The 16,705-nt window shown below is 63.5% G+C and carries 8 protein-coding genes and 1 pseudogene; 2 read left to right on the forward strand and 7 right to left on the reverse strand.

Annotated features, from left to right (window positions below):
* Positions 1-32: 32 nt before the first annotated feature.
* Both AC07NT_RS07750 and AC07NT_RS07755 read right to left on the reverse strand, forming a co-directional pair.
* Positions 33-3,749 carry a beta strand repeat-containing protein gene (locus AC07NT_RS07750; protein ID WP_498597052.1) on the reverse strand — a complete coding sequence of 1,239 codons (3,717 nt, stop codon included), beginning with the start codon at positions 3,747-3,749 and terminating at the stop codon, positions 33-35.
* Between the two features lie 93 nt (positions 3,750-3,842).
* Positions 3,843-5,519: a ShlB/FhaC/HecB family hemolysin secretion/activation protein gene (locus AC07NT_RS07755; protein ID WP_498597051.1), complete on the reverse strand. Its 1,677-nt coding sequence runs from the start codon at positions 5,517-5,519 to the stop codon at positions 3,843-3,845.
* A 417-nt stretch (positions 5,520-5,936) separates the two neighbouring features.
* Between AC07NT_RS07755 and AC07NT_RS07760 the strand changes: the two genes are divergently transcribed.
* Positions 5,937-6,533 (forward strand): DUF4124 domain-containing protein, encoded by a 597-nt coding sequence (locus tag AC07NT_RS07760; RefSeq protein WP_498597050.1) that lies wholly within the window; start codon positions 5,937-5,939, stop codon positions 6,531-6,533.
* Positions 6,530-7,522 (forward strand): trypsin-like peptidase domain-containing protein, encoded by a 993-nt coding sequence (locus tag AC07NT_RS07765; RefSeq protein WP_498597049.1) that lies wholly within the window; start codon positions 6,530-6,532, stop codon positions 7,520-7,522. Before AC07NT_RS07760 ends, AC07NT_RS07765 begins: the two co-directional genes overlap by 4 nt.
* Before the next feature lie 36 nt (positions 7,523-7,558).
* Here AC07NT_RS07765 and AC07NT_RS07770 read toward each other — a convergent pair whose 3' ends face one another.
* From AC07NT_RS07770 to aceE, 5 genes and pseudogenes are all read right to left on the reverse strand, one after another.
* Entirely contained in the window at positions 7,559-8,131 is a 573-nt protein-coding gene (locus AC07NT_RS07770) for a tetratricopeptide repeat protein (RefSeq protein ID WP_498597048.1), read from the reverse strand.
* Positions 8,131-10,539 (reverse strand): penicillin-binding protein 1B, encoded by a 2,409-nt coding sequence (gene mrcB / locus AC07NT_RS07775; RefSeq protein WP_498597047.1) that lies wholly within the window; start codon positions 10,537-10,539, stop codon positions 8,131-8,133. Before mrcB ends, AC07NT_RS07770 begins: the two co-directional genes overlap by 1 nt.
* Before the next feature lie 174 nt (positions 10,540-10,713).
* Complete coding sequence (gene lpdA, locus AC07NT_RS07780) at positions 10,714-12,513, reverse strand: dihydrolipoyl dehydrogenase (RefSeq protein ID WP_498597046.1); 1,800 nt, start codon at positions 12,511-12,513, stop codon at positions 10,714-10,716.
* Between the two features lie 9 nt (positions 12,514-12,522).
* Positions 12,523-13,854 (reverse strand): annotated as a pseudogene (gene aceF / locus AC07NT_RS07785) (dihydrolipoyllysine-residue acetyltransferase); the annotation flags it as partial.
* Between the two features lie 82 nt (positions 13,855-13,936).
* Positions 13,937-16,660 carry a pyruvate dehydrogenase (acetyl-transferring), homodimeric type gene (gene aceE, locus AC07NT_RS07790; RefSeq protein ID WP_498597045.1) on the reverse strand — a complete coding sequence of 908 codons (2,724 nt, stop codon included), beginning with the start codon at positions 16,658-16,660 and terminating at the stop codon, positions 13,937-13,939.
* Positions 16,661-16,705 lie beyond the last annotated feature (45 nt).

Genomic DNA, 16,705 nt, shown 5'->3' on the forward strand with positions numbered 1-16,705 from the left:
AAGCCAGACACCGCTGTTGGATGCCGGCCAAGCTACCTTGGTTCCTTTTCGTTACCAGGAGACAGATCGATCTCCACCGATTGACCGTGATCGATCGCACCACCGGCCTCGGCTGGCGCACTGCGCGCCATCTGCGCACTCTCCAGCAGAGCAAATACACCCCAAAAAGGACGCATGTTGTCCCCCACCGAGTCAGGCGGCACATGGCCCGTGACCGATGAGCGATCGGGCACCACACGGTTGTTGCCCGCGTTGTCTGTCAGGCTATGGGCAAGCTCCGGCCGGCCGTTAACGGTGAAGACACCGCCACCGGCGTTGCTGACCTGGCTGAAATTGCCGCTGACGTTGCCGCCAGGCGCATCCAGGCTGAGGCTGGACGAGCCGCCAGACAGATTGACCGGCCCATCGGCATGCACCGTGGCCGTCTGGGTATTCAACGTCAGTTGAACCCCGCTGCCAGAATCCACCACCGCCGCCGGTGCGCTGACGGAGCCGGTCACCGAGTCGCCGCTCAGGGTGGCCGTCTGCGTGGCCACGACGGCCACGTTCGCACTGCCTTGTGCCGTCACAGCCACGTCCGTCCCCGAAATCGTGCCCGTGATGTTGTTACCGGCCACAGTTGCGTTGCCGCCCGCGCTGACATTGGCTGTGACGTCACCGCTGCTCTGCACCACCACACTGCCCAGGCTGACGGTGCTCCCCGTCACATCGCCGTCGGTGGTGAGCGTGTTGTTGCCTGCGGTATCCATGGCACGCAGGGTATGGTTGCTCAGCGCCACCAGGCCCAGGGCATTGATCTGGTAGCTCTGGACCCACAGCGTGTCGCTCAGGTTGTAGCGGTTCGAGCTGACATTGAGCTGGTTCAGGGGACTGCTTTCCGATCCGCCGCTGCTCATGCGCACGTTGCCGCGGCTGCTGCCGGAACCCGCCATAAGGGTCAGGCTGTAGGGCCCACCTGTGGCGTTGTTGATGTGGCCATCAAGGTTGATGTCAGCACCGTTCGTGCCCAACCGGGTGTCGGCCAGCAGACGCACGGGGGCCTGAAAGCTGATGCCGCCGGTTCCCTGGACCGTCACCCGACCGCCGACGCCCGAATCGGCGGCGCCGGCCTGGAGCGTCAGGCCCTGCAAGGTCGCGTCGGCAAAGCTGAGATCGCGCCGGCTGGACAGGCTCACGGCCTCGTTGTAGTTGCCATTGGCCACCGAGATCCGGGCGCCGCTGCCGGACTGGCTGATCGCGGTCGCAATCGACATCGCCTGCGTACCGCCACCCGCCAGGTGACCGACGCCGACCTCAAAGTTCTGCGTACGGGAACCGCCATCCCAGCCCTGGATGGTGCTGGAGGGCACCCCCGGCAGATTGACCGCGAAGTCATAGGCTTTCTGCTGCGTGGCCTGCAACCAGGTGTACTGGTTGCTGTCGACGCTGACGCCATTGCGCACGGCGTAGCCGAAGCCGGCAATGTTCAACGTGCCGAAATCATGCAGCGACGACTCGTCCTGCAGGTAAACCGGATTGACTTCGTTGAACTGGTTGTTGCCTTCGATGCTGATGTTGTTAACCCGCTGGTTGTAGCCGCCCGAGCTCCTGTTGGACTGGTACAGCGCTACCCCGCCCCAGGCGTTGTTCAGCGTGGTGCTGTAGCGCACCGTCACATTGGCGCTGTCGGTGATCTGCAGGCCTGCACCTTGCGTGGTACCCCCATCGTTGCCGACCGGCGCGCCGTTGAGGGTGACATGGTCGATGAGGGCCCCGTCGACCCCGTTGAGGTCGAGCTCGGCCTTGCCTGCGCCGCGGCCGGTCACGTTCATGACGGTGAAGTTGCGCAGGCGTGCATCCGCCGCGCCCGAAGGCGATACCTTGATGCCGTAGGCCGATGCGTAAAAGGCCGAAGGCCCATAAATGGTGAACTCGCGCAAGGTGACGTTATCGGCATTCACCAGCATGCCGTAACCTGCCGTGATGCTGCGCGCATCGATGGTGGTCGCCCCCTCCCCGGCGCCGATCAGCGTCAGCGCCTTGTTGACATTCAAGGTCGAAGCCTGCGTGTAGCTGCCGGACGCCACCTTGACCGTGCCGCCGCTGACCACCGCGTTGATGCCTCCCTGGACGGTGTTGATCGGAGTGAGCCGGCTGCCCTGGTTGCTGGCGGCCCCGCTGCCTGCGACCTGCACATGCGTGCGGTTGGACGCGGTGTAACCCTGGTCCTGCACCGTCCAGGCGTTGTTGGGCGTGCTATTGGCACTGCTCAGGTCCAGCAGGCTCTGTTGCCAGCCCAGGGTGGGCGCATTGGCGATGGGCGTTGTGTTGCTGACAATCGTGCCACCAGAGAGATGCCCGTTGAGGTGCAGGTTCAGGCCCCACTCGTTGCCCATCGGCCCCTGGCTGTTGCCGGTGATGGCAATGCCGCTGGCGTCGGTGTACTGCACCGAGATGCCACCCTTGGTGTTCTCGATGCGGTTGCCGCTGACGCTGCCGGTGCTGTTGCGACCATGGATCAGGATGCCGGTGCGCAGGTCATGCAGATTGTTGTTCCTGATCGTGAAGCCGGTGATGCCGTCAGTCACTGCAATCCCGCGGCTGATGTTGGGGCGAGTCGTGGCGTAGTAGTCGTAGTACGGCTGATTGACAGGCCCTGCAATCTCCAGGTTTTCCACCGTCACGTTGGCGGCGCTGAGGGTAATGCCATTGACCTCCGTTACGTCGGGCACCAGCAGCCGGGCACCGCTCTCACCCAGCAAGGTCAGATTCGCCTTGTTCAGCGCGACTTGTTCTATATGGTCGCCAGCCTTGAGGACCACCGTCGCGCCGGCACCGGGCATGCCGGTCTTGGCGATGCTGATCGCGTCACGCACGCGCCCCCCCGGACTGACATCGATGCGGTTCGAGTTGCCGCTGACGGTGGGCGCATTCAGCGCAGACTTGAGCAGCACGACATCGCCGTTGACCACCAGGGCACTGCTGGCCTGCTGCACCCCCTCCAGGTTGATGACACCGGACAGGAGGTTGGCGGCGTCCCCGGTGCTTATCAGCAACTGCGCCCCGACCAGGCTGGCGCCGGCGTCGTTGGACACACTCGTGCCGACAGCGCCCGCGGGCAATGCGAATTCGAAGAGGCCACCGTTGAGCGTCACCGTGGCCCGATCGGTCCCGGACAGGGCGATCCGCCCCCCTGTGGCCGTGATGCTGCCATGGTTCACTGCCGAGGGCGCCACCAGAGCCACCAGGCCCGCACTGCTGGCAGTGATACTGCCTTCGTTGCGGACACTGCCCGCAGCGCCAGTGATGGCGATGACGCCATCGCTGACATCGTCCATGAACCGTCCGGCATTGACCGTTCCCGAGGTGGCGATCAGGGAACCAACGTTGATGGTCGCGCCCTGCCCGAACAGAACGCCGTTCGGGTTCATCAGCAGCACCATGCCATTGGCCGACAAGGTGCCATAAATCTCGGACATGCCGGCGTTGGCCGAGACCCGGTTCAGCACGGCTGCCGTGGCGCTGGGTTGCACGAATTCGACCGTTTTCCCCGCATTGATATTGAAGGATGTCCAATCGATGACGGCACGGTTGCCGGTCTGGGTCAGCGTGAGCCTGTTGCCCGTCAGGTCACTGGCCACACTGCCTGCCGCCACCGTTCCACCCATGGGCAGGCCGGCGATGACCGGGTTGATGTCGGCCCGGCTCAGCGTGCAGAAGCACAAGGCCACGGCTAGCGGCAGGGTCTTGAGGGGAAGACCAGCAGGCATGCCAGCCGTGCGTCGTCCTGGAGAAGGAGAAGGAAGTCGTTTGCTCGTCATGGTGAACCTTTCAGAAGTTGGTTCGCAAACACGGTCCGGTCGCTAGAACTGGATCAGTAGTGAGGCCAGCAGGCGCACGGCCTTGCCGTCGTCCGGGAGACTGGCGACCGGTCGGGTCAGGGGCCAGGCGGCTTCCAACTGCGCAGTTGCCGGCCCCGCCATGAAAAGACGGGTGCCGAATCCGGCGGAAGCCAGGCTCTGGCTGGCTGGGGTGCCGGCAGGCTGGTTGCCAACCTTGGAGACCTCGCCTATGTCGTAGAAGCTGAACAGGTGATAGGAGCGCAGGCCACTGCCGCCCACTGGGACGGCATAACGTGGCTCCAGTCGGAAGGCCAGCCCCCGATCGCCCACCAGCTCCGCCGCCTCGTAGGCCCGGCCGTAGCGGCGCCCGCCCAGCGCAAACTGTTCGGACGACAGCAAAGGTGTGTCCTGGGTCCACTGCCCGGCGAGTCCCATACTGACACCCCAGCGGGCGCCCAGCGGCTGGAAACGCGCGTAGTCGAAGGTCAGCTTGCTGAAGTGCCCATCGGCACCGACACGGCTCTTGAGCACATCGTCCCCCTGCGTTCCTCCCACACCCCGGCTGAAATCGACGTCGAGGTTGTTTTGCCCGTCGAGACCGTCCAGCAAGCGCCAGGTCAGGCCGGTGCGCAGCGCGCGTATCTTGTCGTCGCTCACGCGCGAGCCTAGGATCTCGCTGCGGATATCGGCCTGGTCGTAGGTGACACGCGCCAGCAGGCTGTGGTTGCGTGTGCGCAGCCAGGGAGAGCTCAGTGTCAGTGCCATCGCATCCGAATAGCCCCGGACATCGAAGGCTCGCAGGGTGTCGCCAGGCTGGGTGCGGGCCTGCGAGGCCGACAGCCCCAGCGTCAGCCCCTCCTCATTCAACACCTGGCTGTAGGAAAGCTGGGCGTAGGACATCTGCGTATTACCCGTACCGGCGCCGATGAAACGCCATTGGTCATTGACGCCGAGCAACTGGTTGCCGGTGACACCCACCGTGGCCTGGTTAGGGCCCAGATAGCGGGTGCCGTAGTTATCGATCGAGGCAAACCCTTCCACCTGCTTGACGCTGGCGATCAGGGTCAGGTCGGCAGCCCCCAGTGTTTGCGATGGCGACAGCACGCTGCGCAGCCGCACGCCGGGAAAGTCATTCGCAATCAGCAGATAGCGCTCCAGCACCTGGGCCGACAGCGGCCGCGCAGCCTCGATCTTCGCGGCAATCTCCTCCAGTTGCGGGCGCAGGCGCGGGTCCCCTTCGATGCGCACGCTGGCCACATACCCCTCGACGGCGCGCAGGGTGAGCGTACTGTCTGCCAGCGACTGCGGCGGGACCACCACCACCGACAGGAAATACCCATCGTTGCGGTATTGCACCGTCAGGGCCTGCGCCAGGGCAAAGATGTCGCTGCCACTTATTTCGCGTCCGAGAAACGGGTCGGTATGCACCTGCCATTGCGCGGGGGTGTACACGGTACTGCCCTCGACCCGGATCGCACGTAGCGTCACACGCAAGGCTTTGACAGCCTCGGGCAAGACCGCCTCGGTAGCTCCTTTGAGCTCAGGCAGCCGCGCCTCCGTCGGCGCCGCCGCCGGTGCATCGAATCGTTCGCGCAGACGGCCCGGTTCGGCCGTCGCCGGCGGCACCACTGTTTGGGCTTGCACGCCCCAAGCCGCCAGGAGCAGTGCGCCCGCCACCATCCAAGGTATGTGTTTCATTTTTCCTTCAGGCCATGCCATCGAGAACACCCCTTCTTCACATTTCGCAGCCAATGGAACCGGTAGCTCTTTTCTCACACCTCGCCATCTGTAACTAGATGTAAACCAGTGTAATGATGTGTAACAAAAATACAAGAATCAGTCGACAACCGAAGTCGCGGAATCAAAAGGATGGAAAGGCTGAAAAGGCGCTGCAACGCACGCAATTTCCTGAGGGCGGAAGACCTGGCGGGTGGGTCGACGCGCGGAGGCCATGAACTGCCGGGTCACCGTACCTTAGTCAGCGGCGCCCACTTCGTCGAATCACCCGTCTCGCTCGTCAATGTAGAGGTCCCGGCCATCGCTCACCGTGCGACAGCGCACATAAACACAGTTGTCACGGATACGTTGAGGGGCCACGCCAAACGATTCACGCGCTTGATCGACCTGCCGAGATCGACAGTCCCCTGGCGGCGGGCTGCTGACGCCTCTTGGCAAAAGGTCATTGGCGTTAACGTGTGCCGTCTGCGCCCAGGCAAAGACCCGCTCACCCTGACCAGACTCGCCGTTGCCAAGGCAGCAAAACTTTACTTGTACACTTTGACGATCGACCTATCAAAGCTTGGGGTGCTGCCTACCATGTCGTCAAAGTTCGTGTGGATCGTCGCCTTGGCCACGGCGCTTCCGGTCGCATCGCAAGCAGCGGCCTACAAATGCACCGATGCCAAGGGCAGGGTGTCTTTTTCCGACATCCCTTGCCCCACGAGCGCCACCACGGCAGAGAAAGTCATGGGACGCGGCGCGGGCTACAACCCCTTGTCGAGTGAAGAGAAAAGCGACTTCAAAAAAGGCGTGATGATGAGTTGCACGGCGCCACGCAACGTCTGCGAATGTTTTGGCGAGACCATGGCCGACACGCTGACTTACGAGGAACTTCAGGAAACCATAAAGAACGGGAACAAGCCGATGCCGTCCCTGGCCGAGAAATCCAAACAAGCCATGCGCTCCTGCCAGGCCATGGAGACCAGGCGTTGACGCAAGACCTGTATGCACTGCTGGGTCTGGCGCCCGACGCAAGTACCGAAGCGATTGCCGCGGTCTGCGCGCACAAGTTGGCCGAGACCACCGACCACAACGCCAAGGTCGTCTTGCGCCATGCGCGGGAAGTGCTGTGCAACCCGATTTCCCGCGCCACCTACGATCTGAAGCTGCGTGAACAGCGCATCCCGGCGGGTTTGCGACAGATTCCCCTGGAACCAGAACAGGCATCCGCCCCCGGAGGCTCCTACAACAAGCTGGTGGTGTTCCTGCTGGTCTTGATCACGGTGCTCGGGCTCATGGCCTGGATCTGGGCAAAAAAGACTGCTGCTGTCAAAACGGCAAAACCACACGGCGCTGTGATCGTCGAGCAGACTCGCGTGCTGGTAGCTCCCACACCGGAGCAGAACATCCCAGGCACCGCAACCTTGACTCTGAATCCCGAAACCTTGTACGCAACGAACGCTCCCAGCGTGGTTGTCGTTGAATCGCTGGGTGCCAACGGCCAACCCTTTGGTCGCGGCAGTGGTGTCGTGATCGGCCCGCAAAGCGTGATCACCAATTGCCATGTGATCGATCGCGCCGTCAGCGTCAAGGTCAAATCTGGCAATGCCGAATACACCGCCAGCAGCGGCACCTCTGACACCTATCTGGATCTGTGCATCCTGCGGGTAGAAGGCTTGCCGGCACCTGAAGTCAGGCGCGGCAGCGCGAAGAACCTGCAGGTGGGACAAACGGTCTACACTATCGGCGCGCCACAGGGACTCGACCGCACCCTGAGCCAGGGACTGATCTCGGCGCTGCGCGAAACACCCGAGGGCACCGTCATCCAGACCTCGGCGGCCATCTCACCGGGGTCCTCCGGCGGCGGCCTGTTCGACGCGGAAGGCCGGCTCATCGGCATCACCACCTTCCAGACCAAGGCCGGGCAGAACCTCAACTTCGCGGTTCCAGTCGACTGGCTGGACACCATGCGGACGCGCTAGGCAACGTCCCGCCCCGCTACAGGCGGGTCAGGTGTATCACTGCTCCAGTTCCTGCGCCCGGCTCAGTGCCTTCTGCCCGGCATCGGTATTGCCCTGGGCGATGCGCGCCTGGCCGATCACACGCCAGTTCATGGCCTGCAGCTGACGCTGTGCACCGGCGAAACTGTTGGACTTCTGGGCCAAGGCGAGCGCCTGGGCATATTGCCCCTGGGCCAGGCGAAGCTGGGCCAACTCATGCCACAGTCGCGCATTGCGCGGTTCGATGCGCAAAGCGCGTTCCAGCGTAGCACTGGCCGCATCCGGGCGCCCTGCTCCCGCGTCCATCTGCGCCCGGTCCAGCAGTGCGATCACGGCCCGGTTGCCCGATGCCGGTGGCAAGGGTGCAGGCTCCGCAGCCGCGGGAAGTTCGGTTCCCGGCACGACATCCCCCTGCACCGGGCTGGTCTGGGCCTGCGCACCCGATGGCGCGGTGACCACGGTCTGGCCTGGCTCCTGGGAGGACGACACACCGCCACCGACAGGGACCGGCGGCAGCATGGGGCTCACGCTGGCGCAACCCGCTAGCAGCAGCAACGCAGCTGTCCAAAGAAAGGCAGAAAATCGTTTCATCAGTCGAACAGCTTACGGAACCAGCTGCGTTGCGTGGACGGGTCTTGACCGGCAGCGTTGTCGCCGCGGGCCGAAGAGGCATCTTGTGGCCCGGGCAACGGTCGCTCGGACGGGTCGCAGGGGGACGAGCCAGCCGGCGCCGACCCCTTGATGAAAGGCAGGAGCACGGACATCTTGCACGCCTCCTCGTGGCTCGCGCCTGCGGGCGGATCGATGGCCACCAGCTCGACGTCTTCAGGCATGCCCGGCTGCAGCGGCTCGGGCTGCATGCTCTTCATCATCTCGCCCCAGACCGTCAGGGCGCCATTGCTGCCGGTCAGCCCGGACGATTTGTTGTCATCACGACCCACCCACACCACCGCGACATGATCGCCGGTGTAGCCCGCAAACCAGCTGTCGCGCAGGTCGTCGGTGGTACCGGTCTTGCCAGCCACATTGATCTCGGCCGGCACCCAGGCACTCAAACCTTGCGCGCTCCCCTCCTTCACCACGCCCTGCAGTGCTGTCGTCAGCAGATAGACCGGCGCCGGTGCGGCGACCGACTCCACGTTGAGCGGATAGCGCTGCAAGGGCTTGCCATCGGCCGTGACGATGTCGCGAATCGCGCGCAGAGGCGTACGGAAACCGCCATCGGCAAAGGTCTGGTACATCTGCGTTACCTCGATGGGTGACAACTCGTAGGCCCCCAGCAAGGACGAGGGAAAGGCCGGCGGGCGCTGCTCAATCCCGAAACGGGGCAGCTTGTCCAGGATGCGGTCAACACCCAGGTCGATGCCCAGCCGCGCGGTCGACACATTGAGCGAGCGCGCCAGCGCCGTGCGCAGCGGCACTTGGCCATAGAACTTGTGATCGTAGTTCTTCGGTTTCCAGTCCGGAGAGCCGCGCTGGCGCCAGACCAGCTCGCTGTCGTCGAGCGGCGTAGCCAGGGTGTATTTCGCCGGGTTCTCGAGCGCTGTCAGGTACACGATGGGTTTGGCCAGCGAGCCGATCTGTCGTTTCGCGTCCAGGGCCCGGTTGTAGCCTGCATAACGCGCCTGGCGCCCCCCCACGATGGCCTGCACCTCGCCGGTCTGGGTGCTGCTGACGACCACGGAGCCTTCCAGCGTGTTGAGGGGCAGCTTGCGCGCCTTCTCGATCTGGTCCAGCCGTTGCGACAGGGCCTGCTCCGCGGACCGCTGGATGCGCGGATCCAGCGTGGTGAAAATTCGCAAACCCTCGCTGCGCAGATCCTCTTCGCGGTAATCGCGCTGCAACTGCCGGTGCACGTATTGCAGGAAGGCGGGATAGGGCGAGGTGCCGGTCGCCGCGCGCGGCGCCACACCAAGCGGCTTTTGCCGGGCCAGCGCGAACTGTGTCTGGCTGATGGTGTCGAGCTTGACCATTTCCTGCAGGACGATATTGCGTCGCTGCAGTGCCTGCTCCGGCTTGCGGCGCGGGTCGTAGATGGCCGGCCCCTTGATCATGCCCACCAGGGTCGCAATCTCGTGCAGTTCGAGCCGCTCCAGTGGCCGGTCGAAATAGAAATAGCTGGCCAGGCCCACGCCATGGATGGCGCGGTTCGCATCCTGCCCCAGGTAGATTTCGTTAAGATAGGTTTCGAGGATTTCGTCCTTGCCGTAGTGCAGCTCCAGCAGCAAGGCCATCAGGACTTCGTTGGCCTTGCGCGTGAGCGTGCGCTCGGACGTCAGGAAGAAGTTTTTCACCAGTTGCTGGGTCAGCGTGCTGCCGCCCTCGATACGCTGACCACTCAGGGTCTTGTAGAGCGCACGCGCGATGCCGCGGGGATCGACGCCCCAGTGCGAATAGAACTTCCGGTCTTCGATGGCAACCAGCGCATCGATCAGGGACTTGGGTACCTGCGAGAGGCGCAGCAGATCGCGGTCCTCGTTGTGGCCGGGGTAGATGCCACCAATCTGCGGTGGCTCCAGGCGCAGTAACGCAATGTCCTTGTCCTCGCCGCCCCGATCCTGGAGCCGGGCCACCGCTCCATCGGCAAACTCGACGCGCACACGCTGTACGGGCTGAAGACCGTCCCAGAAGGCGAATTCACGGCTCGTGAATTCGACGCCCGCAAGGGTGTAGCGGTAGGTGGCCTCGTCGTTAGGCTGCGGATTTTCCCGGTAGCCGATGGACCGCAACTCCTCAACCAGCTGTGCGGGCGTCAGCTTCAACCCCGGATAAACCTCCAGCGCACGGCCATAAACGCGCGCGGGCACTGCGAACTTGCGCCCCTCGAAAGCCTCGCGGATGGTGACATCGAGGTAATAGAGGTAGCCGGTAAGCCCCAGGATTAGGAGCAGGAAGACAACCCGCAAGGCCCGGTGGCGAAAAATAGGCAGCACCCTGAGCTGCAGAAATGGCATCAGCCGGGAGCGTAGCCAGTTCCGGAACAGGTGGAGAAATTTCATGGTGATCGTGACGACTGCTGTTCGTTTCATTGTAGAGGTCGGGCATGCCCTCCATGTTTCGTGTCGTTACATACGCTGCAGTCTGGAATGCATCATCTTTGCTGTCGATGGCGGTGTCCCAATGACAAGGGCCTCGCCATATGGCGAGGCCCTTGTCATGTCCCGGCCTTGCGCCTACTTGCGTGCCGGCGGCACGTCGGTACAGGAACCGTGCGCCACCTCGGCCGCAAGGCCGATGCTTTCGCCCAGCGTGGGGTGCGGGTGAATGGTCTTGCCGATGTCCACCGCGTCGGCGCCCATTTCGATGGCCAGCGCGATCTCGCCGATCATGTCGCCCGCGTGTGTGCCCACGATGCCGCCGCCGACAATGCGATGCGTCTCCTCGTCGAACAGCAGCTTGGTGAAGCCTTCGTCTCGGCCGTTGGCAATGGCACGGCCCGAGGCCGTCCAGGGGAACAGACCCTTCTTGACCTTGACCCCCTGAGCCTTGGCCTGGTCTTCGGTCAGGCCCACCCAGGCCACTTCGGGATCGGTGTAGGCCACGCTGGGGATCACACGGGCGTTGAAGGCGGCTGACGCCAGCTCCTTGTTCCCCTGCAGTTCACCAGCAATGACTTCAGCAGCCACATGGGCCTCGTGCACCGCCTTGTGCGCCAGCATGGGCTGGCCCACGATGTCACCGATGGCGAAGATGTGCGGCACGTTCGTGCGCATCTGGATGTCGACCGGAATGAAACCACGGTCGGTCACCGAGACACCGGCCTTGTCTGCCGCGATCTTCTTGCCGTTGGGGCTGCGGCCAACCGCCTGCAGCACCAGGTCGTAGGTCTGGGGCGCCGGAGCGCCCTCCCCCTCAAACGTCACCTCGATACCCTTGGGTGTGGCCTTGGCCCCGACCGTCTTGGTCTTGAGCATGATGTTGTCGAAACGCGGGGCGTTCATTTTTTGCCAGACCTTGACCAGATCGCGATCGGCGCCCTGCATCAGGCCATCCAGCATTTCCACCACGTCCAGGCGGGCGCCCAGCGTGCTGTAGACCGTGCCCATTTCCAGACCGATGATGCCGCCACCCAGGATCAGCATGCGCTTGGGCACTTCTTTCAGCGCCAGCGCGCCGGTACTGTCCACCACGCGCGGATCCTCGGGCATGAAAGGCAGGCGCACCGCCTGCGAACCGGCGGCAATGATGGCGCTCTTGAAGGCGATGACCTGTTTCTTGCCGGTCTTGTCCTGGGCCGTGCCGGAAGTCTCTTCCACTTCGACATGGTTGGCACCCACGAAAGCACCGTAGCCGCGCACGACCGTGACCTTGCGCATCTTGGCCATGGCGTTCAAGCCGCCGGTGAGCTTGCCGATCACCTTCTCCTTGTGCCCGCGCAGCTTGTCGATATTGACCACGGGCTTGCCGAAGTCCACACCCAAAGCACTCATGTGGCTGACCTCGTCCATCACAGAGGCCACATGAAGCAGCGCCTTGGACGGAATGCAGCCTACGTTCAGGCAGACGCCGCCCAGGGTGGCATAGCGCTCGACCAGCACAACCTTGAGTCCGAGATCGGCCGCACGGAAGGCCGCCGAATAGCCACCGGGGCCGGCACCGAGCACGAGCACATCGCATTCAAGATCGGCGCTGCCGCTGAAACTGGCAGCGGCTGGCGCCGGTGCAGCGGCCTTGGGAGCGGCTGCGGCCGGGGTCGCAGCAGGTGCGGGAGCGGCAACCGACACGGCGGCGGCCCCAGACGCTTCGAGCAGAAGCACGACGCTACCCTCTTTGACCTTGTCGCCGAGCTTGACCTTGAGCTCCTTGACCACACCGCCCTGGCTGGCCGGGATCTCCATGGAAGCCTTGTCGCTCTCCACGGTGATCAGGCTTTGCTCTGGCTTGATGGTGTCGCCGGCCTTGACCAGCAGTTCGATGACCGACACCGACTCGAAGTCGCCAATGTCCGGAACCTTGATTTCAATGAGTGCCATGGAATTTCCTTACAGCATCACCCGGCGGAGATCGCCGAGGACCTGGCTCAGGTAGGCATTAAAACGTGCACCCGCCGCGCCATCGATCACACGGTGGTCATACGACAGCGAAAGCGGCAGGATCAGGCGCGGCTGGAAGGCCTTGCCATCCCAGACCGGCTTCATCGTGTTCTTCGACAGGCCCAGGATCGCCACTTCCGGCGCATTGATCAGCGGCGTGAAGTAGGTGGTACCGATACCACCCAGCGAGGAGATCGAGAAAGTGCCGCCCTGCATGTCGGCCCCGCCGAGCTTGCCCTCGCGTGCCTTCTTGGACAGTTCGGCCATCTCGGCAGAAATCTCGAGCAGGCCCTTCTGGTCAGCGTTCTTGAGCACCGGAACCACCAGGCCGTTGGGCGTATCCGCTGCAAAGCCGATGTTCCAGTAGTTCTTCAGGACCAGCTGATCACCATCGAGGCTGGCATTGAACTCGGGGAATTTCTTGAGCGCGGCCACCGCCGCCTTGATGACAAAAGCGAGCATCGTGACCTTGATGCCTGCCTTTTCATTCTCCTTGTTGACCTGCACGCGCAGTGCTTCCAACTCGGTGATGTCGGCATCCTCGTAGCTGGTGACGTGCGGAATCATCACCCAGTTGCGGTGCAGGTTGGCGCCGCTGATCTTCTTGATGCGCGAGAGTTCCTTGCGCTCGATGGGGCCGAACTTGGCGAAGTCCACCTTGGGCCAGGGCAGGAGGCCCAGGCCGGCGCCATCGCCGCCACCGGAGGCTGAGCCCATGGCTTGGGTGCGTGCGGCACCGCTCATCACGGATCGGGTGAAGTTCTTGACGTCTTGGTCGACGATACGCCCCTTGGGACCGCTGCCCTTGACCTCTTCCAGCGGCACGCCGAGTTCGCGCGCGAACTTGCGTACCGAAGGGCTGGCATGGGGCAGCTGGCCCTTGGGGGCCATCGGATCATGGGCAGGAACAGCCACCGACGCAACGGCGGCGGGCGCCGCCGCAGGTTTGGCGGCTGCCGGTACCGCAGCGGGCGTGGCTGCCGCAGAAGCAACTGGGGCTGTTGCCACCGCGGGCACCGCGCTGGCGCCGGCGTCGGCCGCATCCAGCGTCAGCACGACCGAGCCTTGCGCGACCTTGTCGCCCAGCTTGACCTTGAGCTCCTTGACCACACCGGCGTGGCTGGAGGGGATTTCCATCGAGGCCTTGTCGGACTCGACGGTGATGAGCGACTGCTCGGCCTTGACGGTGTCGCCAGGCTTGACCAGCAATTCGATCACCGCAACGGAGTCGAAGTCGCCGATGTCGGGGACCTTGATTTCTACGATAGCCATGTTTGTTCTTCCTGTTCTTGGAAGCGGGACTTTGTGGCTACGACATCACATCGCTGCGCGATATGAGTCTTCGCCGCAAGATCAACCCGCTTTAAGCGTAAAGCGGATTGATCTTGTCAGTCTTGATCTTGTACTTGGCGATGGCCTCGGCCACCTTCTCCATCGGCATCACGCCCTCTTCGGCGAGGGCCTTGAGCGCGGCGACCACGATGTAGTGGCGGTTGACTTCGAAGTGCTCGCGCAGCTTGCTGCGGAAATCGCTGCGGCCGAAACCATCGGTCCCCAGCACCTTGTAGGTCCGGCCCTTGGGAATGAAGGGGCGGATCTGGTCGCTGAAGTTCTTGATGTAGTCGGTCGAGGCGATCACCGGGCCGGCGTGGGGCTCGAGTTGCTGCGTGACGAAGGGCACGCGCTGCTTTTCGGTCGGGTGCAGCAGGTTCCAGCGCTCGACGTCCTGGCCGTCGCGGGCCAATTCATTGAAGCTCGGGCAGCTCCAGACATTGGCAGCCACGCCCCACTCTTTTTCCAGCAGTTCCTTGGCGAACATGGACTCGCGCAGGATCGAGCCCGAACCCAGCAGATTGACCTGAGGGGCCTTCTTGGCCGCCTTGGCTTCCTGCAGCAGGTACATGCCCTTGATGATCTGCTCTTCGGTCCCGGCCTTGAGCCCGGGCATGGCGTAGTTCTCGTTGAGCAGCGTGATGTAGAAGAAGACGTTGTCCTGCTTCTCCACCATGCGCTTCAAGCCATGGTGCAGGATGATGCCCACTTCGTGCGCGAAGGTCGGGTCGTAGCTCACGCAGTTGGGAATGGTGCTGGCCAGGACCTGGCTGTGACCGTCCTCGTGCTGCAGGCCTTCGCCGTTGAGCGTGGTACGCCCGGAAGTGCCGCCCAGCAGGAAACCGCGTGCCTGCATGTCGCCGGCTGCCCAGGCCAGGTCGCCCACGCGCTGTAGGCCGAACATCGAGTAGTAGATGTAGAAAGGGATCATGATGCGGTTGCTCGTCGAATACGAGGTCGCCGCCGCGATCCAGCTGCTGATGCCGCCCGCTTCATTGATGCCTTCCTGCAGGATCTGGCCGGACTTGTCTTCCTTGTAGTAGCTGACCTGCTCCTTGTCGACCGGGGTGTACTTCTGGCCTTCCGGGTTGTAGATGCCGATCTGGCGGAACAGACCTTCCATGCCGAAGGTACGAGCCTCGTCCACCAGGATGGGCACCACACGCGGGCCCAGGGCCTGGTCGCGCAGCAACTGCGTGAGGAAACGCACATAGGCCTGGGTGGTGGAGATCTCGCGCCCCTCGGCCGTGGGCTCCAGCACCGCCTTGAAGGTCTCCAGGGAAGGCACAGTGAAGCTCTCGCTGGAGCGTGCGCGGCGCTTGGGCAGGTAGCCGCCCAGGGCCTTGCGGCGCTCGTGCAGGTACTTCATCTCCGGCGTGTCGTCGGCCGGCTTGTAGAAGGGAATCTTGGACAGTTCGCTGTCGGGGATCGGGATGTTGAAACGATCGCGCATGTAGCGGATGTCTTCGTCGCCGAGCTTCTTGGTCTGGTGCGCGGTGTTCTTGCCCTCTCCGGCCTTGCCCATGCCCCAGCCCTTGACGGTCTTGACCAGCAACACGGTGGGGCCGCCCTGGGTGTTGTGGGCCTTGTGGAAGGCCGCGTAGACCTTCTGCGCGTCGTGCCCGCCGCGGCGCAGGCCCCATACGTCCTCATCGCTCATCTTGGCCACCATCTCCGCCGTGCGTGGATCGCGGCCGAAGAAATTCTTGCGCACGAATGCACCGTCATTGGCCTTGAACGCCTGGTAGTCGCCGTCCAGCGTGTCCATCATGAGCTTGCGCAAGGCGCCGTCCTTGTCGCGCGCCAGCAGGCCATCCCATTCGCGGCCCCAGATCAGCTTGATCACGTTCCAGCCGGCGCCACGGAACTCACCCTCGAGTTCCTGGATGATCTTGCCGTTGCCGCGCACCGGGCCGTCCAGACGTTGCAGGTTGCAATTCACCACGAAGACCAGGTTGTCCAGCTTCTCACGCGCGGCCAGGCCGATGGCGCCCAGGCTTTCCGGTTCGTCCATCTCGCCGTCACCACAGAAGACCCATACCTTGCGCTGCGACGTGTCGGCAATGCCACGGGCATGCAGGTACTTGAGGAAACGCGCCTGGTAGATCGACATGATGGGCCCCAGGCCCATCGAGACCGTGGGGAACTGCCAGAAACCTGGCATCAGCTTGGGGTGCGGGTAGCTGGGCAGACCCTTGCCGTCGACTTCCTGGCGGAAGTTCAGCATCTGCTCTTCGCTGATGCGGCCTTCCAGGTAGGCACGGGCGTAGATGCCGGGCGAGGAATGCCCCTGGATGTAGAGCAGGTCGCCGCCGTGGGTACCACCTTCATCGGTGTTGTCAGCGTGCCAGAAGTGATTGAAACCGGCCGCGAACATGTGGGCCAGCGATTGGAAGGAGCTGATGTGGCCACCCAGGTCACCGCCGTCGATCGGATCCAGGCGATTGGACTTGACCACCATGGCCATGGCGTTCCAGCGCATATAGGCGCGCAGACGGCCTTCCAGGTCCAGGTTGCCGGGGCTGTGCGCCTCCTGATCCGGCTCGATGCTGTTGACGTAGCCGGTGGTGGCCGAGAAAGGCATGTCGATGCTGTGCTCGCGCGCATGCTCCAGCAATTGCTCCAGCAGGTAATGGGCGCGTTCGGGACCCTCCTGCTCGATCACGGCTTCCAGCGCGTGCTTCCACTCAAGGGTTTCCTGGCTGTCTAGGTCTTCGGCGTTGAGTCCAGACAGGTTCTGGGGCAGGGCTGACATGCGTGTCTCCTCTTGGTTTTAAGCATGGAACTTGTGCGCAGACAA

It is taken from the genome of Hylemonella sp. GW821-FHT10B10 (assembly GCF_059415585.1).

Excerpts from the sequence above, each read along its gene's own strand:
- AC07NT_RS07750 (WP_498597052.1), bottom strand. The coding sequence starts at position 3,749 with ATGCCTGCTGGTCTTCCCCTCAAGACCCTGCCGCTAGCCGTGGCCTTG.
- AC07NT_RS07755 (WP_498597051.1), bottom strand. The coding sequence starts at position 5,519 with ATGAAACACATACCTTGGATGGTGGCGGGCGCACTGCTCCTGGCGGCT.
- AC07NT_RS07770 (WP_498597048.1), bottom strand. The coding sequence starts at position 8,131 with ATGAAACGATTTTCTGCCTTTCTTTGGACAGCTGCGTTGCTGCTGCTA.
- mrcB (WP_498597047.1), bottom strand. The coding sequence starts at position 10,539 with ATGAAATTTCTCCACCTGTTCCGGAACTGGCTACGCTCCCGGCTGATG.
- lpdA (WP_498597046.1), bottom strand. The coding sequence starts at position 12,513 with ATGGCACTCATTGAAATCAAGGTTCCGGACATTGGCGACTTCGAGTCG.
- aceE (WP_498597045.1), bottom strand. The coding sequence starts at position 16,660 with ATGTCAGCCCTGCCCCAGAACCTGTCTGGACTCAACGCCGAAGACCTA.